Origin of the sequence: Delftia sp. DLF01 (assembly GCF_014852125.1) — a bacterium.
Lineage (GTDB): Bacteria > Pseudomonadota > Gammaproteobacteria > Burkholderiales > Burkholderiaceae_C > Comamonas > Comamonas acidovorans.
The window spans coordinates 872716-893082 of sequence record NZ_JACVAZ010000001.1; the positions used below are offsets into that span (position 1 = coordinate 872716).

17 protein-coding genes and 11 tRNA genes are annotated in these 20367 nt (G+C 66.3%); 27 read left to right on the forward strand and 1 reads right to left on the reverse strand.

Features of this window, described 5'->3' with window-relative positions:
• Positions 1-55 precede the first annotated feature (55 nt).
• Positions 56-433 (reverse strand): ArsC family reductase, encoded by a 378-nt coding sequence (locus IB269_RS03860; RefSeq protein WP_192366450.1) that lies wholly within the window; start codon positions 431-433, stop codon positions 56-58.
• A gap of 79 nt (positions 434-512) precedes the next feature.
• On the opposite strand from IB269_RS03860, the gene folC reads away from it, so the two are divergent.
• The 27 genes from folC to IB269_RS03995 all read left to right on the forward strand — a co-directional run bounded on the left by folC (position 513) and on the right by IB269_RS03995 (position 20349).
• Positions 513-1835, forward strand: a complete 1323-nt coding sequence (folC, locus tag IB269_RS03865) for a bifunctional tetrahydrofolate synthase/dihydrofolate synthase (RefSeq protein ID WP_013801586.1) — start codon at positions 513-515, stop codon at positions 1833-1835.
• A gap of 70 nt (positions 1836-1905) precedes the next feature.
• Positions 1906-2841, forward strand: coding sequence for an SPOR domain-containing protein (locus IB269_RS03870; protein WP_099751902.1), 936 nt, complete (start codon positions 1906-1908; stop codon positions 2839-2841).
• A gap of 49 nt (positions 2842-2890) precedes the next feature.
• Entirely contained in the window at positions 2891-3382 is a 492-nt protein-coding gene (locus IB269_RS03875; RefSeq protein WP_012206569.1) for a CvpA family protein, read from the forward strand.
• Between the two features lie 133 nt (positions 3383-3515).
• Complete coding sequence (gene purF / locus IB269_RS03880; protein ID WP_012206568.1) at positions 3516-5024, forward strand: amidophosphoribosyltransferase; 1509 nt, start codon at positions 3516-3518, stop codon at positions 5022-5024.
• Positions 5025-5249: 225 nt separating this feature from the next.
• Positions 5250-6464 (forward strand): O-succinylhomoserine sulfhydrylase, encoded by a 1215-nt coding sequence (locus tag IB269_RS03885; RefSeq protein WP_063325851.1) that lies wholly within the window; start codon positions 5250-5252, stop codon positions 6462-6464.
• Positions 6461-7867, forward strand: coding sequence for a glutamate--tRNA ligase (gene gltX / locus IB269_RS03890; RefSeq protein WP_065347882.1), 1407 nt, complete (start codon positions 6461-6463; stop codon positions 7865-7867). The genes IB269_RS03885 and gltX overlap by 4 nt, the downstream gene beginning before the upstream one ends.
• Before the next feature lie 70 nt (positions 7868-7937).
• Positions 7938-8013: transfer RNA gene (locus tag IB269_RS03895), tRNA-Ala, on the forward strand.
• A gap of 37 nt (positions 8014-8050) precedes the next feature.
• Positions 8051-8126: transfer RNA gene (locus IB269_RS03900), tRNA-Glu, on the forward strand.
• A 44-nt stretch (positions 8127-8170) separates the two neighbouring features.
• Positions 8171-8247 (forward strand) — tRNA-Asp (locus tag IB269_RS03905).
• A 71-nt stretch (positions 8248-8318) separates the two neighbouring features.
• A tRNA-Glu gene (locus tag IB269_RS03910) sits at positions 8319-8394 on the forward strand.
• A gap of 44 nt (positions 8395-8438) precedes the next feature.
• Positions 8439-8515: transfer RNA gene (locus IB269_RS03915), tRNA-Asp, on the forward strand.
• Positions 8516-8528: 13 nt separating this feature from the next.
• Positions 8529-8604 (forward strand) — tRNA-Ala (locus tag IB269_RS03920).
• 37 nt (positions 8605-8641) lie between these two features.
• Positions 8642-8717: transfer RNA gene (locus tag IB269_RS03925), tRNA-Glu, on the forward strand.
• Positions 8718-8761: 44 nt separating this feature from the next.
• Positions 8762-8838: transfer RNA gene (locus IB269_RS03930), tRNA-Asp, on the forward strand.
• A gap of 283 nt (positions 8839-9121) precedes the next feature.
• Entirely contained in the window at positions 9122-9490 is a 369-nt protein-coding gene (locus IB269_RS03935) for a hypothetical protein (RefSeq protein WP_224986538.1), read from the forward strand.
• 217 nt (positions 9491-9707) lie between these two features.
• Positions 9708-11138, forward strand: coding sequence for a TolC family protein (locus IB269_RS03940; protein ID WP_192366451.1), 1431 nt, complete (start codon positions 9708-9710; stop codon positions 11136-11138).
• Positions 11139-11179: 41 nt separating this feature from the next.
• Positions 11180-12397: an efflux RND transporter periplasmic adaptor subunit gene (locus IB269_RS03945; RefSeq protein WP_192366452.1), complete on the forward strand. Its 1218-nt coding sequence runs from the start codon at positions 11180-11182 to the stop codon at positions 12395-12397.
• Between the two features lie 4 nt (positions 12398-12401).
• A complete protein-coding gene (locus tag IB269_RS03950; RefSeq protein WP_013801592.1) occupies positions 12402-15491 on the forward strand; it encodes an efflux RND transporter permease subunit in 3090 nt (1029 codons plus the stop codon).
• 16 nt (positions 15492-15507) lie between these two features.
• A complete protein-coding gene (locus IB269_RS03955; protein WP_013801593.1) occupies positions 15508-15843 on the forward strand; it encodes a P-II family nitrogen regulator in 336 nt (111 codons plus the stop codon).
• A gap of 126 nt (positions 15844-15969) precedes the next feature.
• Positions 15970-16045 (forward strand) — tRNA-Ala (locus IB269_RS03960).
• Positions 16046-16083: 38 nt separating this feature from the next.
• Positions 16084-16159, forward strand: a tRNA-Glu gene (locus IB269_RS03965).
• 44 nt (positions 16160-16203) lie between these two features.
• Positions 16204-16280, forward strand: a tRNA-Asp gene (locus IB269_RS03970).
• A gap of 706 nt (positions 16281-16986) precedes the next feature.
• Complete coding sequence (locus tag IB269_RS03975; protein WP_043824402.1) at positions 16987-17511, forward strand: sigma-70 family RNA polymerase sigma factor; 525 nt, start codon at positions 16987-16989, stop codon at positions 17509-17511.
• 151 nt (positions 17512-17662) lie between these two features.
• Entirely contained in the window at positions 17663-17947 is a 285-nt protein-coding gene (locus tag IB269_RS03980; protein ID WP_034395838.1) for an MbtH family protein, read from the forward strand.
• Positions 17948-17952: 5 nt separating this feature from the next.
• Positions 17953-18696 carry a thioesterase II family protein gene (locus IB269_RS03985; protein WP_192366453.1) on the forward strand — a complete coding sequence of 248 codons (744 nt, stop codon included), beginning with the start codon at positions 17953-17955 and terminating at the stop codon, positions 18694-18696.
• The gene (locus IB269_RS03990; protein ID WP_043824405.1) at positions 18674-19363 is read left to right on the forward strand and encodes a 4'-phosphopantetheinyl transferase family protein; all 690 of its coding nucleotides are present in this window, start codon (positions 18674-18676) and stop codon (positions 19361-19363) included. Before IB269_RS03985 ends, IB269_RS03990 begins: the two co-directional genes overlap by 23 nt.
• Positions 19360-20349, forward strand: a complete 990-nt coding sequence (locus IB269_RS03995) for a TauD/TfdA family dioxygenase (protein WP_016450666.1) — start codon at positions 19360-19362, stop codon at positions 20347-20349. The genes IB269_RS03990 and IB269_RS03995 overlap by 4 nt, the downstream gene beginning before the upstream one ends.
• The last annotated feature ends 18 nt before the right edge of the window (positions 20350-20367 follow it).

Genomic DNA, 20367 nt, shown 5'->3' on the forward strand with positions numbered 1-20367 from the left:
CAGTTTGCGGCCGCGTAAATCCACGTAATAAGCTGTTCCAGGCTTGACGGCAGTGTTAGCGCTTGCCCTCGTGGGCCAGCTCTGCCCAGGCGTCGGGCGCAAAACCCACGGTGATGCGTCCCTGCGGCCATTGGACGACCGGGCGCTTGATGATGCTGGGCTGCTGCTGCATGAGGGCTGCGGCCCCGGCCGCATCCTGGGCGCCGGCCTGGGTGTCGGCGTCGAGCTTGCGCCAGGTCGTGCCCTGGCGGTTGAGCAGCTTTTCCCAGCCCACGGCCTGCATCCAGGCAGGCAGTTGCGCGGCAGGGACGCCCTGTTTCTTGAAGTCGTGGAATTCGTAGGCGATGCCCTGGTCGGCAAGCCAGGCGCGGGCCTTCTTGACGGTGTCGCAGTTGGGAATGCCGTAGAGCGTCACAGTGTTTGAGGTGGTCATGATTGGTTGCAGTTGCCGCAGTCCGCGGATGGCGAGGACCCCATAAGGACACTGTCCCTGGGTAACAATAGCGCGCAGTATGCACACCTCATTTCCCACATTGGATGCATGGCTCGCATATTGCGAGCGCCTGCACCCCAAGAATATCGCGCTGGGCCTGGATCGCGTGCGCGAAGTCGCCCAGCGCCTGGACCTGCGTTTCGACTGCCCCGTGATCACGGTGGCGGGCACCAATGGCAAGGGCTCGACCTGCGCCATGCTGGAGGCCGTGGCGCTGCAGTCGGGCTTTCGTCCCGGCGTCTACACATCGCCGCATCTGGTGCATTTCGAGGAGCGCTGCCGCGTGGGCGGCGAGATCGTGAAGGCCGCCGAGCTGCTGCCGCAGTTCGAGGCCGTGGAGCAGGCGCGCGTGCAGGGCACGGAAGTGGCGCTCACCTATTTCGAATTCACCACGCTGGCCATCCTGCGGCTGATGAGCCAGTCCAGGCTGGATGTGGCGATTCTCGAGGTGGGCCTGGGCGGGAGGCTGGATGCCACGAACGTGATCGACGCCGATTGCGCCGTCATCACCAGCATCGACATCGACCATGTGGAATTCCTGGGCCCGGACCGCGAGAGCATCGGCCGCGAGAAGGCCGGCATCATGCGCGCCGGCCGGCCGGTGGTGGTCAGCGATCCCATGCCGCCGCAAAGCGTGCTGGACCATGCACAGGCCATTGGCGCCGATCTCTGGCGCCTGGGCCAGGACTTCAACTTCTCGGGCGACAAGCAGCAGTGGGGCTGGGCAGGACGCGGGCGGCGCTATGCGGGCCTGGCCTATCCGGCGCTGCGCGGCGCCAACCAGCTGGTCAATGCATCGGGTGCGCTGGCCGCGCTCGAAGCCATCCGCAGCCGCCTTCCGGTCACGGCCCAGGCCGTGCGCACGGGGCTGGCCATGGTCGAGCTGCCGGGGCGTTTCCAGATCATTCCGGGCCAGCCCACGCTGGTTCTGGACGTAGCGCACAACCCGCATTCGGTGGCGGCGCTGACGGCCAACCTCGACGCCATGGGTTACTTCCCCTGCACGCATGCGGTGTTCGGCGCCATGCACGACAAGGACCTGGCGCCCATGCTGGGCAGGATCGCACCGCTGATCGACCGCTGGTACCTGACCGACCTGCCCACGCCGCGTGCCGAAAGCGCCGAAGTGCTGCGCCAGAAGATCGAAGCCCTGCCGCCCGCACCCGGCGTGCCCCGCGAGCTGTCGGTGGCCACCTTCGCAAACCCGCAGCTGGCGCTGGATGCAGCGGTTCTGGCCGCAGGTCCCACTGATAGAATCGTGGTCTTTGGCTCGTTCTTCACGGTGGGCGGCGTGCTGCAGGACGGCCCGCCCCGGCTGAACGCCAAGCATCTGGGCACCTGAATCCAGTGATCCGCACCGCAGGCGGCCATCGTGGCCGCTGTGGTGGCCGATATGAACGAGTCCGCACTCCATGGCATTTTTCAATTTTCGTTGGCCCGGCAAAAAAGACGACGGTGATTCGTCGTCCGCATCGAGGCGGCCCACACGGCTGGGACAGGCGGAAAGCGTCGATGTCATGCGCCGCCGGGCGCGCCACCGCCTCATCGGCGCTGCCGTGCTGGTCCTGGCGGGCGTGGTGGGTTTCCCCCTGCTGTTCGACACCCAGCCGCGTCCGATTCCCGTAGACATCCCCATCGAGATTCCTGACCGCGACAAGGTTGCGCCCCTGGTCGTGCCCGGCGCCAATGCCGTGGACGCCCATTCGCATGGCGCGGCTGCGCCGACGGGCCGCGTGTCGGCCCAGGCCTCGCTGGGTGCCGATGAGGAAGAGGTTCCCATGGGCAGGCCTTCGGCGCCGTCCATGCCGTCCGTGCCAGTGGCCCCTCCCGTTTCCCAGGTGGCTCCGGTCAAGCCTGAAGCGAAGCCCGAGGCAAAGCCGGAGCCCAAGCCCGCCGCCAAGCCTGAGACCAAACCCGAGCCCAAGCCGGAACCCAAGCCCAAGCCTGAGCCGGCCAAACCCGAGCACAAGCCGGAGCCCAAGCCCGAGCCGAAACCCGAGCCCAAGCCAAAGCCCGAACCCAAGCCCGAGCCGTCCAGGAGCGACGATGCCGCGCGTGCCCGTGCCCTGCTGGAAGGACGCAGCGCGCCCGCCGCTTCAACGGCGGCCGCGGCGACGGACGAACGCTTCATCGTGCAGGTCGGTGCCTTCTCCGACGCCGGCAAGGCCCAGGAAATCCGCGCCAAGCTGGAGCTGGCGGGCCTGAAGACATTCACGCAGGTGGTGGACACCAAGGACGGCAAGCGCACGCGGGTGCGTGTGGGCCCGTTCAACGGCCGTGCTGAAGCAGACAAGGCGGCGGCGCGCGTCAAGGGCCAGGGCCTGCCGGCGTCGGTGATCAAGCTCTGACGCGGTGACGTACATCTTGCAAAGCAGCACGGACGCACAGAAATAGCGTATGTCCACGGTGGACTGGGTTTTGCTGGCCTGCGTGCTGGCCTCGATGCTGCTTGGCGCCTGGCGCGGGCTGGTGTACGAGGTGCTGTCTCTGCTGGGCTGGCTGGTGGCCTTTGTCGTGGCCCGCATCTGGGCGGCCGACGTGGCGCTGTGGCTGCCCATGCAGGACTGGGACATGCAGCTGCGCTACGCCGCAGGCTTTGTGCTTTTGTTCGTGCTGGCGCTGTTCGGCTGGGGCCTGGTGTCCTGGCTGTCGCGCCGGCTGATCGAGGCGGTGGGCCTGAGGCCCGTGGACCGCACCCTGGGCGCGCTGTTCGGCGTGCTGCGCGGGGCGCTGCTGGCCCTGGTGGCAACGATGGTGATCAGCTACACGCCGCTGCACCAGGGGCAGTGGTGGCAGGATTCAGCCCTGGCGCCATGGCTGATGCAGGCGCTGGCTGTGGTTTTGCCACAGCTGCCGCAGGAATGGGGACGCTATCTGCCGGCTGCATGACAAGGCGCTGCAGCGCAGGAGTCGGCTGGCAGAAACAGTTTGGATAGAGAAATCGGGCGCAGGCGTGGCCAATGGGTGGCTGCTACGGCCCAGACAGCGAAGGGCGACCTTCGCAAACGGATGGAACGCAACTATGTGTGGAATCGTTGGTGTAGTCAGCACCGCGCCCGTGAATCAACTGATCTATGACGCCCTGCTGCTGCTGCAGCACCGTGGCCAGGATGCCGCAGGCATCGTGACCCAGCAGGAGCGCAAGTTCTTCATGCACAAGGCCAAGGGCATGGTGCGCGACGTGTTCCGCACCCGCAACATGCGTGCCCTGCCGGGCACGGTGGGCCTGGGTCAGGTGCGCTACCCGACGGCCGGCAACGCGACCAGCGAGGAAGAGGCCCAGCCCTTCTACGTGAACGCGCCCTTCGGCATCGTCATGGTGCACAACGGCAACCTCACCAATGCCAAGCAGCTGCGCGAGGAGCTGTCCGACACCGACCACCGCCACACCAACACCGAGAGCGACTCCGAAGTCCTGCTCAACGTGCTGGCCCACGAGCTGGCCCGCGCCAGCAGTGGCGCGCCGCTCAAGAGCGAAGACGTGTTCCAGGCCGTCAGCGCCGTGCACAAGCGCATCAAGGGCTCGTATGCGGTGATCGCGCTGATCGCCGGCTACGGCCTGCTGGCCTTCCGCGACCCGTTCGGCATCCGCCCCCTGTGCATGGGCCGCGGTGCCGACGGCTCGGTGATGCTGGCCAGCGAGTCCGTGGCCCTGGAAGGCACGCTGCACCAGCTCGAGCGCGATGTCGCCCCGGGCGAGGCGGTGTTCGTGCACAGCGACGGCCAGGTCGAAACCCGCCAGTGCTCTGAAAAGAGCGAGCTGCACCCCTGCGTGTTCGAGTACGTGTACCTGGCCCGCCCGGACTCCGTGCTGGATGGCATCTCCGTCTACCAGGCCCGCCTGAACATGGGCGAGACGCTGGCCAAGCGCGTGGTCTCCACCGTGCCGCCCAACGAGATCGACGCCATCATCCCGATTCCCGAATCCAGCCGCCCCAGCGCCATGCAGCTGGCCCAGCTGCTGGGCATTCCATACCGCGAAGGCTTCGTCAAGAACCGCTACGTGGGCCGGACCTTCATCATGCCGGGCCAGTCCTCGCGCAAGAAATCGGTGCGCCAGAAGCTCAACGCCATCGGCAGCGAGTTCAAGGGCCGCAAGGTGCTGCTGGTGGATGACTCCATCGTGCGCGGCACCACCTCCAAGGAAATCGTGCAGATGGCGCGTGATGCCGGTGCCGTCAAGGTCTACCTGGCCTCGGCAGCGCCTCCGGTGCGCCATCCCAACGTCTACGGCATCGACATGCCCACGCGCGCCGAACTGGTGGCGCATGGCCGCACGGTCGAGGAAATCCGCCAGGTCATCGGTGCCGACGCGCTGATCTACCAGGACGTGGCCGCCATGAAGCAGACCGTGGGCAAGATCAACCCGCAGGTGCAGGGCTTCGAGGCCTCGTGCTTCGACGGCGTCTACATCACGGGCGACATCTCCGAGGACGAAGTCACGGCACTCAATGAAGGCCGCAACCGCGGCGGCGAGGAAGAGTCCAGCGACGCCTCGCGCCTGTCCCTGCCCAACGCCCAGGAAGCCTGAGCCCGAGCCCGAGCCCGAGCCTGAGTCAGAGCGATCGGGCTTCAGTGACAATACGGGGGCGGGCCTGAGGCCCGCCCTTTTTTGACAAATGAGCTAAAAGCGCTGGTGCTGGAGGACTGCAGGCTGCAACGCCCAGCAAGTCCCCAGGTGACAAGTGTTTCTAGCTCCTTTTTTCCGGGCACCGCCGCCATCGGCGGGCCGCGCCCGACCCCAAGGACCATCAACGTGACGAACAAGACACTTCCCGAAGGCCTGCATCCCGATACGCTGGCCCTGCGCGTGGCCGTGGAACGAAGCCAGTGGGGCGAGCACAGCGAAGCCCTGTACATGACCAGCAGCTTCGTGCAGCCCGACTGCGCAACGGCAGCGCGCCGCTTCGCCAACGAAGAGCCCGGCTACACCTACAGCCGCACCTCCAACCCCACGGTGACCAGCTTCGAGCAGCGCCTGGCCGCCATGGAAGGCACGGAATGCGCCGTGGCCACGTCCACCGGCATGTCGGCCATCTTGCTGGTGGCGCTGACCACGCTCAAGGCGGGCGACCATGTGATCTGCTCGCAGTCCATGTTCGGCTCCACCATCAAGCTGCTGGGCGGCGAGATGGCGCGCTTCGGCATCGAGACCAGCTTTGTCTCGCAGACCGATGTGCAGGCCTGGAAGGCCGCCATCCGTCCCAATACGCGATTGCTGTTCGCCGAGACGCCGACCAACCCGCTGACCGACCTGTGCGACATCGCCGCGCTGGCCGAACTGGCGCACGCCCATGGCGCGCTGCTGGCGGTGGACAACAGCTTTGCCTCGCCCGCGCTGCAGCGGCCCGCCCAGTTCGGTGCCGACCTGGTCGTGCACTCCGGCACCAAGCTGCTGGACGGCCAGGGCCGCGTCATGTCGGGCGCGGTCTGTGGCACGACGGCGCTGGTGGACAAGGTCATGGGCACCTTCCTGCGCAGCGGCGGCCTGAACCTGGCGCCGTTCAACGCCTGGGTGGTGCTCAAGGGTCTGGAGACGCTGTCCCTGCGCGTCAAGGCGCAAAGCGCCGCCGCACTGGAGCTGGCCACCTGGCTGGAGGCCCATCCCAAGGTCGCCCGTGTCTACTACCCGGGCCTGGCCAGCCACCCGCAGCACGAGCTGGCCATGCGCCAGCAAAACGGCATGGGCGGCGGCGTGCTGTCCTTCGACGTGGTGGGCGAGGGCGCCGAGCAACTGCGCGCCAATGCCTTCCATGTGGCCGACAGCACCCTGGTGTGCTCGATCACGGCCAACCTGGGCGACGTCAAGACCACCATCACCCACCCGGCCAGCACCTCGCATGGCCGCCTGAGCGAAGAGCAGCGCCGCGTCGCCGGCATCGGCCAGGGCCTGCTGCGCATCTCCGTCGGACTGGAATACCTGGGCGACATCAAGAACGATCTGTCCCGCGGACTGGATACCCTGCAATGACACAAAAAGTACGAACCCGTTTTGCCCCGTCTCCCACGGGCTTCATCCACCTGGGCAACATCCGCTCGGCCCTGTATCCCTGGGCCTTCGCGCGCGCCACGGGTGGTGATTTCATCCTGCGCATCGAGGACACCGACGTGGAGCGTTCCACCCAGGCCTCGGTGGACGTGATCATCGAAGGCATGGCCTGGCTGCAGCTGGACCATGACGAAGGTCCGTTCTATCAAATGCAGCGCATGGACCGCTACAAGGAGGTACTGGCCGGCCTGCAGGCCTCGGGCCATGTCTACCCCTGCTACATGAGCGTGGAAGAACTCGACGCCCTGCGCGAGCGCCAGATGGCCAACAAGGAAAAGCCGCGCTATGACGGCACGTGGCGCCCTGAAGAAGGCAAGGTGCTGCCGCCCGTGCCCGAAGGCGTGCGCCCCGTGCTGCGCTTCAAGACGCCTCAGGGCGGCGTCGTGGCCTGGGAAGACAAGTGCAAGGGCCGCATCGAGTTCCAGAACAGCGAGCTGGACGACCTGGTGATCGCGCGCCCCGATGGCACGCCTACCTACAACTTCTGCGTCTGCGTGGACGATATGGACATGGCCATCACCCATGTCATCCGTGGCGACGACCACGTCAACAACACGCCGCGGCAGATCCACATCTTCGAGGCGCTGGGCGCCAGCGTGCCTGTGTTCGCCCACCTGCCCACCGTGCTCAACGAGCAGGGCGAGAAGATGAGCAAGCGCAACGGTGCCAAGGCCGTCACCCAGTACCGCGACGAAGGCTACCTGCCCGACGCCATGGTCAACTACCTGGCCCGCCTGGGCTGGAGCCATGGCGACGACGAAATCTTCAGCCGCGCCCAGTTCCTGGAGTGGTTCAACCTCGACCACCTGGGCCGCAGCGCTGGCCAGTTCGACGAGGCCAAGCTGCGCTGGGTCAATGCCCAGCACCTGAAGGCGCTGGACGATGCGGCCCTGGCAGAGCTGGTGCGCCCCTTCGTGCTCAAGACGGGTCTGGACCAGGCCCTGCTCGATGCCGACGACCGCCTGCCGCGCATCTGCGCCCTGTTCAAGGACCGCTGCGAAACCCTGGTCGATCTGGCCGGCTGGGTGCGTCTGTTCTATGTGGACGCCTTCGACCGCAACGCCGAAGACCTGGCCAAGCATGTGACCGACGCTGTGGCGCCCGCCCTGGACGCCTTCGCCGAAGGCATCGCCTCGGTGGAGTGGAGCAAGGAAGCCATTGCCGCCCTGATCAAGGAAGTGCTCAAGGCCCAGGGCCTGAAGATGCCGCAACTGGCCATGCCGGTGCGCGTGCTGACGCTGGGCACGGCGCACACGCCTTCGGTGGACGCGGTGCTGGAGCTGCTGGGTCGTGAAAAAATTCTGGCCCGTTTGAAAAACCGCTAAAAACCTGTCTATAATTCGAGTCTCTGATGCAAACGCAGCAACTAACAAGAAGCAGCGATTGCAGAATGAAGGGGGTATAGCTCAGCTGGGAGAGCGCTTGCATGGCATGCAAGAGGTCATCGGTTCGATCCCGTTTACCTCCACCAAAATTGAGACTTGGGTTTTTACGCAAGTTCTAGGATTGACCCTATCGTCTAGAGGCCTAGGACATCACCCTTTCACGGTGAGTACCGGGGTTCGAATCCCCGTAGGGTCGCCAAGTTTGCAGCACTTGGCTCGAAAGAGCGCAAAAGCTGTCTGCCAGGAGTGGTAGTTCAGTTGGTTAGAATACCGGCCTGTCACGCCGGGGGTCGCGGGTTCGAGTCCCGTCCACTCCGCCAAAATTTGCCGCTTGGTATGTAAGCGCCTTTGAAAAACGAAGGCGCTTTTTTATCGGCGGATCATAGGCTGTGACCCTATCGTCTAGAGGCCTAGGACATCACCCTTTCACGGTGAGTACCGGGGTTCGAATCCCCGTAGGGTCGCCAAGTTTGCAGCACTTGGCTCGCAAGAGCACAAAAGCAGCCTGCCAGGAGTGGTAGTTCAGTTGGTTAGAATACCGGCCTGTCACGCCGGGGGTCGCGGGTTCGAGTCCCGTCCACTCCGCCAGTATCGGATTTTTGGGGGTATAGCTCAGCTGGGAGAGCGCTTGCATGGCATGCAAGAGGTCATCGGTTCGATCCCGTTTACCTCCACCAAAATTGAGACTTGAGTATTTACGCAAGTTCTAGGATTGACCCTATCGTCTAGAGGCCTAGGACATCACCCTTTCACGGTGAGTACCGGGGTTCGAATCCCCGTAGGGTCGCCAAGTTTGCAGCACTTGGCTCGAAAGAGCGCAAAAGCTGTCTGCCAGGAGTGGTAGTTCAGTTGGTTAGAATACCGGCCTGTCACGCCGGGGGTCGCGGGTTCGAGTCCCGTCCACTCCGCCAGATTCCTTGTGCAAACCCAGCGTCTGCACAGACAAGAAGCCACCGCAAGGTGGCTTTTTTGTTTCTGCCGCGCGCAGCTCGCCTGCATGGCTGCCTCGCTTGGCGGCAGGCGAGCATGTGCGAAAAGCGGGCTTTGCCACAGATTTTTTAAGGGCAAACCCGGAACTTTGCCTCAACATTCGTAACAATAGATGGTGTCCCGATCACGGGGCATTCACTTTCACTGCTCCCGCCTTCGTCTCGCCCCATGCGCCTTGCGCCATCGTTCCTGTTTTCCTTGCTGATGCTGTTGTCCATCTTCTGTGGACAGGTGGCGGCGTCGGCATCGTCCGATGGACTGGAAAGCGATGGCTTGCTGGCGCACCACCCCATCGTGACCATCGATGAGGAATTCCTCGAAGAACTCGCGGAAGTCGAGGAAGACGACGAGACGGAGTTTGCCGAGCTGACGGCACATGGCGGCAATACCCGCCAGCTGCTGGCCCTGCTGGCCTGTGGCGAGGACCGCTCCGCCGAGATGTACTGGCCGCCCGAGCCCATCGCCGTGCAGGTGGTGTCGCTGTGGGCCCCGCCTTCGACCTATTCCCAGGCGCACCTGTCGCCCGCTCCGGGCCAGCTGCTGCGCCCTCCAAGACCTTCCCTGCTCGGCTGACCGCATATTGCGGCGCAGGCATGCCCTGCGCCCCTTGTCGGCTGACGCATCCCACTGCCTGATCACTGCTCGTGCGCGCCTTGCTGGCGTGCATGCCATGCCGTCGTCCGCGCGCTGACTGCGCACGGCCCGGCCATGCCCGTTCCCGCGTTGTCCGCAGGGGAGGGCCCATCTCTTACTCAACCCCTCGACTGTCGTTTCGCGGCAGATGCATGCCATGGTGAATCCAACGGTATTGGCGGGAATGGCCCCCGCTCGTTTTCCATCCTTTTCGCGCAAGGCCTTGCAAGGCGCGATCTGCAGTCTGCTGGTGGGCTGGAGTGCCGGTGCCTCGGCACAGGCATCCCAGCCTCCCATGACCCAGGCGGCACCCGCCGCGGCTGCAGCCGCCGAGGCCGCAGCGGCCCGCGTCCCGGTCACGCCTAAGGCCGCATCGACAGCTTCTGCGGCTTCCGCGGCTTCGGCCGCCGCACAGCGCCTGCCCCAGCTGAGCCTGAACGAGGTCGTTCGCGCCGTGCTGGACCACAACCCCGATCTGCGCGCCGTCGAGCAGTCGCGGACCACGGCGCGCGCAGGCGTGGTCAGCGCCTCGGCGCTGCCCAATCCCAAGCTTGAATGGAACCAGGGCCGCAACAGCGCCCGCGTGCCCGGCGCGGCGGCCGGCACGGTGCAGGGCTGGGCCGTGGCGTTGCCCATCGAGAACCCCGCCGTGCGCGGTGCGCGCGTGGAGGCCGCCAGGGCAGGCGAGCAGGGGTCGGTGCACTTCGTGGCGACCACGCGCAATGCGCTGGTGGCCCAGGTGCGGCTGCGCGCCTACGAAATGGTGCTGCGCGAGGCGGAGGTCGAGGCCGCCAAGGAGGCGGTGCGCCTTCTGGAGCAGGCCCATGAGCGTGTCCGCGTCCGCGTGGACAGCGGCGAGGCGGCCCGCTACGAAATCATCAAGGCCGATGCCGAAATCATCCAGGCGCGCCAGCAGGAGCAGACCGCAAGGCTGCGCGCCGAGCAGGCGCAGCTGTCGCTGGGCCGCCTGGCCGCAGGCCAGCTGCCCGTGCGCTTCCGCCTGGATGTGTCGCTGGAGGACCCGCTGCGCATCGAGGACATGGGCGAGATCGATCCCATGGAGCATCCCGAGCTGCGCCAGCTCAAGGCGGAGGTCGAGCGTGCCCAGGCGCGGCTTGACGGTGCCAAGGCCTCGCGCTGGCCGGGTGTGGAGCTGCGCTACGGCCAGACGCGCGAGCCCGACGTGCGCCTGAACACGGTGGGCGTGAGCATCCAGATCCCCTTGCTCGACCAGCACCGCGGCCCCATCGACGAGGCGGCCTCCGAGCTGGAGCGCGCGCGTCTGCAGCTGGAAGGCCGGCAGATCGAGCTGCGCCAGCAGACGCTGCAGGCCTGGAAGGAGCTGGAGATGGCACGACTGCGCACCCAGGCACTGAGCCAGGGTTCGGTGCGCGAGGCCGAGTCGGCCCTGCGCGTGGCCGAGGCCGCCTACCGCTTCGGCGAGCGCGGCATTCTCGATGTGCTCGATGCGCAGCGCGTGCTGCGCTCCATCCGTGCAGACCTGCTCGATGCGCGCTACCAGCTGCAGGCAGCGCGCATACAGCTCGAATACCTCGCGGGCCGCTACGACGATCCGTCCGCGCTGTGAAGCGCGCCGTCCCTGCCTCACACCCGAAATCAGAAACGAACATGTCCTTGAATATGCATCCGAAACCCATCGCCGCCCGCGCAGGCAGCAGCACCTTGGTGAATTCCCTGGCCCTGGCCGGCCTGCTGGCCGCAACGCTGGCGCTGAGCGCCTGCGGCAAGAACGAAGAGGCCGAAGCCAAGGCGGCGCCCGCGGCGGCCGCTGCCCAGGAGCAGGACCCGATGGAGGTCCGTGTGACCGCCGAGATGGCTCCCAACTTCGCCGTCAAGCCCGTGGCGCAGGCGCAGATCGCGCTGCTGCAGGAGGTGTCCGGCCGCATCGAGGCCAATGAGCGCCAGGTCACCCGCATTGGCGCGGCCGCCACGGGGCGCGTGACCGAGGTGCTGGTCGAAGTGGGCGACCGCGTGCGCGCGGGACAGGTGCTGGCCCGCGTGGCCAGCCCCGAGCTGACCACCGCCCAGCTGGCCTATCTGCGTGCACACTCCGCCGCCACGCTGGCCGAGCGCGGCGTGGAGCGCGCGCGCCAGCTGATCGCCGCCGACGTCATCGGCTCGGCCGAGCTGCAGCGCCGCGAGTCCGAGCTGTCGATTGCCCGCGCCGAGCAGCGCGCTGCCAGCGACCAGTTGCGCCTGATCGGCATTCCCGACAGCGCCATCGCCCAGCTGCGCGACAAGGGCACGCTGCAGTCGCATGCGGCCGTGCTGTCCACAGGGGCCGGCGTGGTGATCGAGCGCAAGGTCAGCTCCGGCCAGGTGACCCAGCCCGGTGATCCGCTGTTCACCGTGGCCGACCTGAGCAGCGTCTGGGTGGTGGGCGCGATTCCCGAGCAGATGGCCAGCGGCGTGCGTGCCGGCCAGGCCGTGGAGATCGCCGTGCCCGCCCTGGGCGAGCGCGTGCTGTCCGGCCAGATCGTGCATGTGGGCGACACCGTGACGCCCGAGACCCGCACCGTCACCATCCGCACCCAGGTGGACAACACCGAGCGCGACCTCAAGCCCCAGATGCTGGCCACCATGCGCATCCAGGGCGAGGTGCGCCAGCTGCTGGCCGTGCCGGCCGAGGCCGTGGTGCGCGAGAACGACCGCGACCATGTCTTCGTCAAGAAGGGCGAGAACCACTACCGCCTCACGCCCGTCGAGCTGGGCACCGCCAGCGGCGGCATGCGTCCCGTGAACAAGGGCGTGGCCGATGGCACGGTCATCGTCACCACGGGCGCCTTCCACCTGAACAACGAGCGCAAGCGCGCAGAGCTGGAGTAAGCCCATGATCGCTTCCATGATCCGGGCCGCACTGAGCCAGCGACTCATCGTGATCGTGCTCTCGCTGGTGCTGTGCGGCTTTGGCCTGCGCGCCGCCATGAATCTGTCGGTGGATGCCTTTCCTGACGTGACCAACGTCCAGGTCCAGGTCGCTACCGAGGCGCCAGGCCGCTCGCCCGAGGAAATCGAGCGCTTCGTGACCGTGCCGCTGGAAATCGCCATGACCGGCATGCCGGGCCTGGTGGAGATGCGCTCGCTCAACAAGAGCGGCCTGTCCATCATCACCCTGGTCTTCACCGATACCACCGACGTGTACTTTGCGCGCCAGCTCGTCACCGAGCGGCTGATGGAGGTCACGCCGCGCATGCCCGAAGGCATCATCCCCGTGCTGGGGCCGGTGTCCACGGGTCTGGGCGAGGTCTACCAGTACACGCTGGACCATCCCGACGACGGCAAGCGGGCCCTCACGCCCGAGGAGCTGACCGAGCGCCGCACCATCCAGGACTGGGTGGCGCGCCCGCTGCTGCGCTCCATTCCCGGCGTGGCCGAAATCAACTCGCAGGGCGGCTACGTCAAGCAGTACCAGGTGGAGGTCGACCCCGGCCGGCTGCGCCACTACGGCCTGTCCGTGCGCCATGTGGTCCAGGCCATCGCCGACAACAACGCCAACGCCAGCGGCGGCATCCTGCCCCAGGTGACCGAGCAGTACCTGATCCGCGCCGTGGGCCTGATCCAGTCGCTGGAGGACATCGGCAACATCGTCCTCAAGCAGGATGGCGGCGTGCCGGTCTTCGTGCGCGATGTGGCCGAGGTCCAGCTGGGCCAGGAAGTGCGCCAGGGCGCCATCATCAAGGGCGGCTATACCGAAGGCGTCTCCGGCATCGTGCTGATGATGCGCGGCGGCAATGCCAAGGAAGTGGTCACCCGCGTGAAGGAGCGCGTGCAGGAGATCAACTCCAAGGGCATGCTGCCCGGCGGCCTGCAGATCGTTCCCTACTACGACCGTACCGACCTGGTCGACTCGGCGCTGTGGACCGTGGGCAAGGTGCTGATCGAGGGCATCCTGCTCGTGGTCGTGGTGCTCTTCGTCTTCCTGGGTGACGTGCGCTCCAGCCTGATCGTGGTGGCCACGCTGATCATCACGCCGCTGACCACCTTCATCATGATGAACCGCTGGGGCATCTCGGCCAACCTCATGTCGCTGGGAGGGCTGGCGATCGCCATCGGCCTCATGGTCGATGCCACCGTGGTGGTGGTGGAGAACGTGTTCCACAAGCTCGGACAGGCCGGCGACAGCATGGGCGCACGCGTGCGCACCGTGCTCTCGGCCACCACCGAGGTGGCCACGCCCACCATCTTCGGCATCGCCATCATCATCCTGGTGTTCCTGCCGCTGATGACGCTGCAGGGCATCGAAGGCAAGATGTTCGGACCGCTGGCGCTGACCATCGCGATCTCGCTGGCGGTCTCGCTGGCCGTGTCGCTGTTCCTGTCGCCCGTGCTGTGCTCGTACTTCCTCAAGGGCGGCGCGGACCATGACACGCGCCTGATCGCCTTCCTCAAGCGCCACTACCTGCGCCTGCTGGACCTGGCCACCGCGCGCAACCGCGCCACGCTGGCCGTGGCCGTGGCGCTGCTGCTGGGCTCGCTGGGACTGTTCCCGCTGCTGGGCAAGTCCTTCATGCCCACCATGAAGGAGGGCGCGCTGACGCCGCAGATCAACCGCGTGCCCAGCATCTCGCTGGACGAGTCCATCCGCATGGAAATGGCGGCAATGAAGGCCGTGGCCGAGGTGCCCGGCGTGCTCAGCGTGGTCTCCAAGCTCGGACGCGGTGAATCGCCGGCCGATCCCGCAGGCCCCAACGAGTCCGACCCCATCGTGCTGCTGGACCCCGAGTCCGACCGCACCCAGGACGAGATCGACGAAGACATCCGCCAGCGCCTGTCCTCGATCCCGGGCGTGCAGATCGTGCTGTCCCAGCCGATCTCCGAGCGCGTGGATGAAATGGTCACGGGCGTGCGCTCGCAACTGGCCATCAAGGTCTTCGGCGACGAGCTGGACGATCTGCGCGATGTCTCCGAACAGGTGGCCCGTATCCTCAAGAGCGTGCCTGGCAGCACGGACATCCGCGTCGAGCGGCTGTCGGGCCAGCAGGCGCTCACGGTGGATATCGACCGCAAGGCCATTGCCCGCCACGGCCTGAACGTCACCGACGTGCAGGGCGTGATCGAGTCGGCCATCGGCGGCAAGGACGTGACCACGGTCTACGAGGGCGAGCGCCGCTACAACGTGGTCGTGCGCTTCCCCGAGCCCTTCCGTGGCTCGCCCCAGGCTGTCGGCGCCACCTTGCTGACCACCAGCACCGGCGCGCAGGTTCCGCTCAACAGCGTGGCCCGCATCGAACTGGTGGACGGACCCGCGCAGATCAGCCGCGAAGGCGGCAAGCGGCGCGTGGTCGTGGGCGCCAACGTGGAGGGGCGCGACCTGGGCGGCTTCGTGACCGAAGTGCAGCAGCGCATCGACAAGGAAGTGCAGTTGCCCGACGGCTACTACTTCAAGTACGGCGGTCAGTTCGAGAACATGGAGCGCGCCATGGGCACGCTGCAGGTGATCGTGCCGCTGACCATCGTGGCCATCTTCTTCCTGCTGTTCGTTCTGTTCAATTCGGTCAAGCTGGCCGGGCTGATCATCCTGGTGCTGCCTTTCGCCTCCATCGGGGGACTGATAGGCCTGTTCGTCACGGGCGAATACGTGAGCGTGCCGGCATCGGTGGGCTTCATTGCGCTGTGGGGCATTGCGGTGCTCAACGGCGTGGTGTTGGTCAGTTGCATCCGCAAGCTGCGCGAGGATGGAATGGACGTGGCCGAGGCCGTGCGCGAAGGCTGCGTGCAGCGCTTCCGCCCCGTGATGATGACGGCCACCGTCGCGCTGCTGGGCCTGGTGCCCTTCCTGTTCGCCACCGGCCCCGGCTCGGAGGTGCAACGCCCGCTGGCCATCGTCGTGATCGGTGGCCTGATCTCGTCCACCCTGCTCACGCTGGTGGTGTTGCCGACCCTGTACCGCTGGTTTGACGAAAAACCGCTGGAAGCCTGATGAAGGAGACACTGCAATGACCATGAAGGAAATCCGGGCCATCGTGCGCCCCAGCCGCCTGGAGCGCCTGCGCGACGCGCTGCGCGCCATTCCCAACTTCCCCGGCGTGACGCTGTTCCGTGCCGAGGGCTTCACGGCCCCGGCCGCCATCGACAAGCGCAGCGTGAAGGAGGAGTTGACCGACTTCTCCGACAAGATCATGGTCTGCGTGCTGGCCGAGGCCTCCATGGTCGAGCCCATCCGTGCGGCCATCACCACGGCCTGCCATTCGGGCCAGGTCGGCGACGGCCTGGTCTGGGTGGTGGACATCGCCGAGATCCACCGCATACGCGATGGGCAAAGCCTGGCCTGACCCGGGCTTGAGCAGGGCGCCGGAATGCAGGGCGACATAAAAAAGTCATGCATTCCGGAATTGCCCCAAAAACGCTGTGCTACAATTTTTGAATCGCAGCAACGAAGCAGTGCAACGTTGCAGCAAGGGGGTATAGCTCAGCTGGGAGAGCGCTTGCATGGCATGCAAGAGGTCATCGGTTCGATCCCGTTTACCTCCACCAAAAATTGAGACTTGAGTATTTACGCAAGTTCTAGGATTGACCCTATCGTCTAGAGGCCTAGGACATCACCCTTTCACGGTGAGTACCGGGGTTCGAATCCCCGTAGGGTCGCCAAGTTTGCAGCACTTGGCTCGAAAGAGCGCAAAAGCTGTCTGCCAGGAGTGGTAGTTCAGTTGGTTAGAATACCGGCCTGTCACGCCGGGGGTCGCGGGTTCGAGTCCCGTCCACTCCGCCAGATTCCTTGTGCAAACCCAGCGTTTGCACAGGCAAAAAGCCACCGCAAGGTGGCTTTTTTTCGTCTGCAGGTTGCAGCAGCAGGCTGCGCTCCGTTCGCTTTTCCTGCCTGCGCACCCAGCCCTTCGGTGCCCCCGCGCTGCACTTGGGGCATCACCAGTCCGTCATGATCCAGGCCCATCATCCATGGCGAGGGAAAGCCATGGGGACGGGAATCCATAGGCATCGGCTGCCGATTTTCCAGTGCCGATAGCCGTGTCTTCGTTTGCCTTGGCGGGACGTCTTCCAGACAGGTACGAGATGCCGATCCAGACCCGGTTTTGTCGCCGGAGCTGTTAATGCTTCTCATTTCATGTTCTGGAAAACGTTAAAGGAGCACCACTGCATGCCTTGGTCCCGGTTCAAGTTTCAGCACGTCTGCAAGGCCGCACAGCCCTTGCCGATCCTGTTCCAGGACGCATGGGCCCGGCGAGGTCGGCCGCCGCCATGAAGCCGGTATGAGGCCGATCTAAGGCCCGTCTCCCCAAGTCACGCCGATGCGCATCGGCGTGCACTGATGCCCTGCGGTCAGCGGTCGTGCCGCCGCTTTCCGCCTGTGCCGAGTCCCGTTCCCGTCTTTTTGCACGGGCGGCGCGCCGGCAGTCCATCGACCTGCGGTCGACATTTCCCCTTGACGTTCTTGCCTAGCTTGCGAGAGGAACTGCATCGTGTCCTTGAATCACACACATTCTTCGCTGGAAGAGGTTTTCATTGCTTCGCGTGGACAGTTGGTGAGGGTCGCGCGAAGAATTCTCAGGAATCCTGAACTGGCCGACGACGCCGTGCAGGACACCTATCTGCGCGTTGCCGAGATGCGCAGCGATGCCGAGATCGCCAAGCCCGCCGCCTACTGGACGCGAGCCGTCTGCAACATGGCGCTGGACTACCTGCGCCGCCAGGAGCGCGAGAACAGCTACCGCACCCACGGCGTGGATGTGGAGACGCTGGAGATACCGGACAGCCGCTCGCCCGAGCGCCTTTTGTTCGAGTCCCAGGCCATACGCCTGATCGACCAGGCCCTGGACGAGGTGCCGCCCAAGACCCGCGAGACCTTCGAGCTGTACCGCATCAAGGGCCTCACCCAGCGCCAGATCGCCGAGCACATGGAGTGTGCGCTGGGCCTGGTGAACGCCAGGATTGCCGATGCCTGCAAGGCCATCCATGTCCACCGCTCGCTGCTGGACCACCATTGAACGGTGCAGCCCCGCGCATGACCCGGAACCGGCGCGCACGCGGCGTGAACAGTTTCGGATTCGGAACGTCATGTTCAACAGAGGCGCAGTACCGGATCGCCGCGATCCGGTACTGGCCTCACCGATGTTCAACCGCATAAAGGACGCCTGCATGTCTACAAGCTGCTTCGACCGCGAAGACGAAACCTTCATCGTTCTGGTCAACCACGAGGAACAGTATTCCATCTGGCCGCACTGGAAGGCCGTGCCCGGCGGCTGGACTGCCGTCGAGGGCGTGAAGGGCGACAAGAAAACCGTGCTCGACTACGTGGACGCCACCTGGACCGACATGCGGCCCAAGTCGCTGCGCGTGTGGATGCAGCAGCAGGAGCAGGCGGGTGCCGGCGCCGCGCTGCAAAGCGATACCGATACCGTGATCGAAACCGCAGCGGGCTGACGCGCATGCACGCGCCGCTGACCCTGCTGTGCCTGCCATGCGCAGGCGCCAGCGCCACCATGTACCTGCGCTGGCGCAGGCTGCTGCCCCACTGGATCCGCATTGCGCCGGTGGAGCTGCCGGGGCGGGGCAGCCGGCTGGGCGAGCCTGCGGTCGAGGACTTCGGGCAGCTGGTATCGCTGCTGTGCGCCGAGCAGCGCCAGGCCATGCGCGGCCGCTTTGCGCTGCTGGGCCACAGCATGGGCGCGCTGCTGGCCTTCGGCATGGTGCGGCAATTGCGCGAGGAGGGCAGGGAGCTGCCGCTGGCCCTGGTTGCCTCGGGCAGCCCGGCACCGGCCTGCCGCGATCCCGAGCGCTTTGCGGGCAAGGGTGACGATGCGGCGCTGATTGCCGATCTGCGCAGGCAGGGCGGCACGCCCGAAGAGGTGTTTGGCAGCCCCGAGCTCATGCGCATCACGCTGGATGTGCTGGGGTCCGACTACCGCGTCTGCGAGAGCTTCGGCCATGTGCCCGCTGCGGGCCTGCCGCTGCCCGTGCACGTCTTTGCGGGGCGGCAGGACGACATCGAGGCGCCCCGCGTCCAGGCCTGGTCGCAGGAGGCCGCCGGGGCCTTCACGCTGGACTGGTTCGAGGGCGGGCATTTCTTCATCAAGCAGCGCGAAGGCGATGTGCTGGCCGTGCTGGCGCAGCGCCTGGCCGGGGCCCAGTCACTCCAGGGGGAAATCCATGCAGCTCGTGTCCGTGCGTGAGGCCATGAGCCAGGGCATCGAGGTCTTCAGGCTGGACCTGGACCTGAGGGCCGAACTGAGCGACAGCCTGCCGCACCTGACCCCCGAGGAGCGCGGTCGCGCCGCGCGCTTCGTGCGGGCCGCCGACCGGCTGCGCTTCGCACAGACGCGCGCTGCCACGCGGCGGCTGCTGGGGCGCAGGCTGGGCTGCTGCCCGGCCGATGTGCCGCTGGCGGTCGGCGTCCACGGCAAGCCCTTTGTCGACGAGGACCCGCTGCGGGCACCGCTCTTCAATGTCTCGCATTCGGGCGGCCATGCGCTGATCGCGCTGGCCGATCCCGGTGGCGTGCTGCACCTGGGCGTGGACATCGAGCAGCACAAGCCCGACCTCGATGCCGAGGTCATGCTCGACGCCGTCTGCACCGACCAGGAACGCGCCAGCGTGCGCCGTGCGCCTGATCGGCTGGCGGCCTTCTACCAGCGCTGGGTGGGCAAGGAAGCCGTGCTCAAGGCCATCGGCATCGGCGTGGCCGACCACCTGCGCTCCATAGGCATCAGCCCGGGAGGGGACGGACGGCTGGCCATCGCCTGCGCGGTCCCCGACTGGAATGGTTTTCAAGCGATGGCGCTGCCAGCGCCGCCGGGCTACGCGGCAGCTCTTGCGTGGCGCACCAAGGAATCGACATGAACGAAACCCTCCAGCGCTTCGAGCGCAAGGCCCCCGCGGGCTCGCTGCTTCCCCAGCTCATCACGCCCGCCCAGCCGGGCCAGGACCTGCTGGCCGCGCTGCCGCCGCTGCGCCGCGACATCGACGAGGCGCTGCTGACCACGGGCGGCGTGCTGCTGCGCGGCTTTGGCGTGCCCGATGTGGAGACTTTCCAGCGCTTCGCCTCGGCCTTCGGCCACCCGCTGCTCAAGTACGAGTTCGCCTCCACGCCGCGCAGCGCGGTCGAGGCCTCCAGCGGCGCGGGCGTTTACACCTCCACCGAATACCCGGCCCACCAGAGCATTCCGCTGCACAACGAGCAGGCCTACACGCGCGAATGGCCCATGAAGATCTGGTTCCACTGCGTCACCGCCTCGCCCGAGGGCGGCGAGACGCCGATTGCCGACAGCCGTGCGGTATACCGCCGCATTCCGGCGCGCATCCGCGAGCTGTTCGAGCCCGGCATCCTCTACGTGCGCAACTTCGGCGAAATGGACGTGCCCTGGCAGAAGGTCTTCAACACCGAAAGCCGCGCCGAGGTCGAGGCCTTCTGCCGCCATGCGCGCATGGACTGGGAGTGGAAGGAGGACGACGGCCTGCGCACACGCCAGCTCTGCCAGGCCATGGAAAGCCACCCCGTCACGGGCGAGATGGTCTGGTTCAACCAGGCCCACCTGTTCCACATCTCGGCGCGCGAGCCCGAGGAGCGCGAGGTGCTGGAGGAGGTCTACGGCATCGAGAACCTGCCGCGCAACACCTTCTTCGCCGACGGCTCCACCATCGGCGACGACATCTTTGCCGAGGTGCGCGCCGCGCTGGATGCCGAGACCGTCAGCTTCCCCTGGGAGCAGGGCGACGTGCTGATGCTGGACAACATGCTCGTGGCCCATGCCCGCTCGCCCTTCAAGGGGCCGCGCAAGGTCATCGTCGCCATGGCCGAGCCGCGCAGCAATCTGGACCGTTTCTGAGAACCCGGGAGGCAGCTG

Coding starts and splice junctions, on each gene's coding strand:
- folC (WP_013801586.1), top strand. CDS start 513: ATGCACACCTCATTTCCCACATTGGATGCATGGCTCGCATATTGCGAG.
- purF (WP_012206568.1), top strand. CDS start 3,516: ATGTGTGGAATCGTTGGTGTAGTCAGCACCGCGCCCGTGAATCAACTG.
- IB269_RS03955 (WP_013801593.1), top strand. CDS start 15,508: ATGACCATGAAGGAAATCCGGGCCATCGTGCGCCCCAGCCGCCTGGAG.
- IB269_RS03875 (WP_012206569.1), top strand. CDS start 2,891: ATGTCCACGGTGGACTGGGTTTTGCTGGCCTGCGTGCTGGCCTCGATG.
- IB269_RS03950 (WP_013801592.1), top strand. CDS start 12,402: ATGATCGCTTCCATGATCCGGGCCGCACTGAGCCAGCGACTCATCGTG.
- IB269_RS03980 (WP_034395838.1), top strand. CDS start 17,663: ATGTCTACAAGCTGCTTCGACCGCGAAGACGAAACCTTCATCGTTCTG.
- IB269_RS03985 (WP_192366453.1), top strand. CDS start 17,953: ATGCACGCGCCGCTGACCCTGCTGTGCCTGCCATGCGCAGGCGCCAGC.
- IB269_RS03860 (WP_192366450.1), bottom strand. CDS start 433: ATGACCACCTCAAACACTGTGACGCTCTACGGCATTCCCAACTGCGAC.
- IB269_RS03935 (WP_224986538.1), top strand. CDS start 9,122: ATGCTGTTGTCCATCTTCTGTGGACAGGTGGCGGCGTCGGCATCGTCC.
- IB269_RS03995 (WP_016450666.1), top strand. CDS start 19,360: ATGAACGAAACCCTCCAGCGCTTCGAGCGCAAGGCCCCCGCGGGCTCG.
- IB269_RS03990 (WP_043824405.1), top strand. CDS start 18,674: ATGCAGCTCGTGTCCGTGCGTGAGGCCATGAGCCAGGGCATCGAGGTC.
- gltX (WP_065347882.1), top strand. CDS start 6,461: ATGACACAAAAAGTACGAACCCGTTTTGCCCCGTCTCCCACGGGCTTC.
- IB269_RS03940 (WP_192366451.1), top strand. CDS start 9,708: ATGGTGAATCCAACGGTATTGGCGGGAATGGCCCCCGCTCGTTTTCCA.
- IB269_RS03870 (WP_099751902.1), top strand. CDS start 1,906: ATGGCATTTTTCAATTTTCGTTGGCCCGGCAAAAAAGACGACGGTGAT.
- IB269_RS03945 (WP_192366452.1), top strand. CDS start 11,180: ATGTCCTTGAATATGCATCCGAAACCCATCGCCGCCCGCGCAGGCAGC.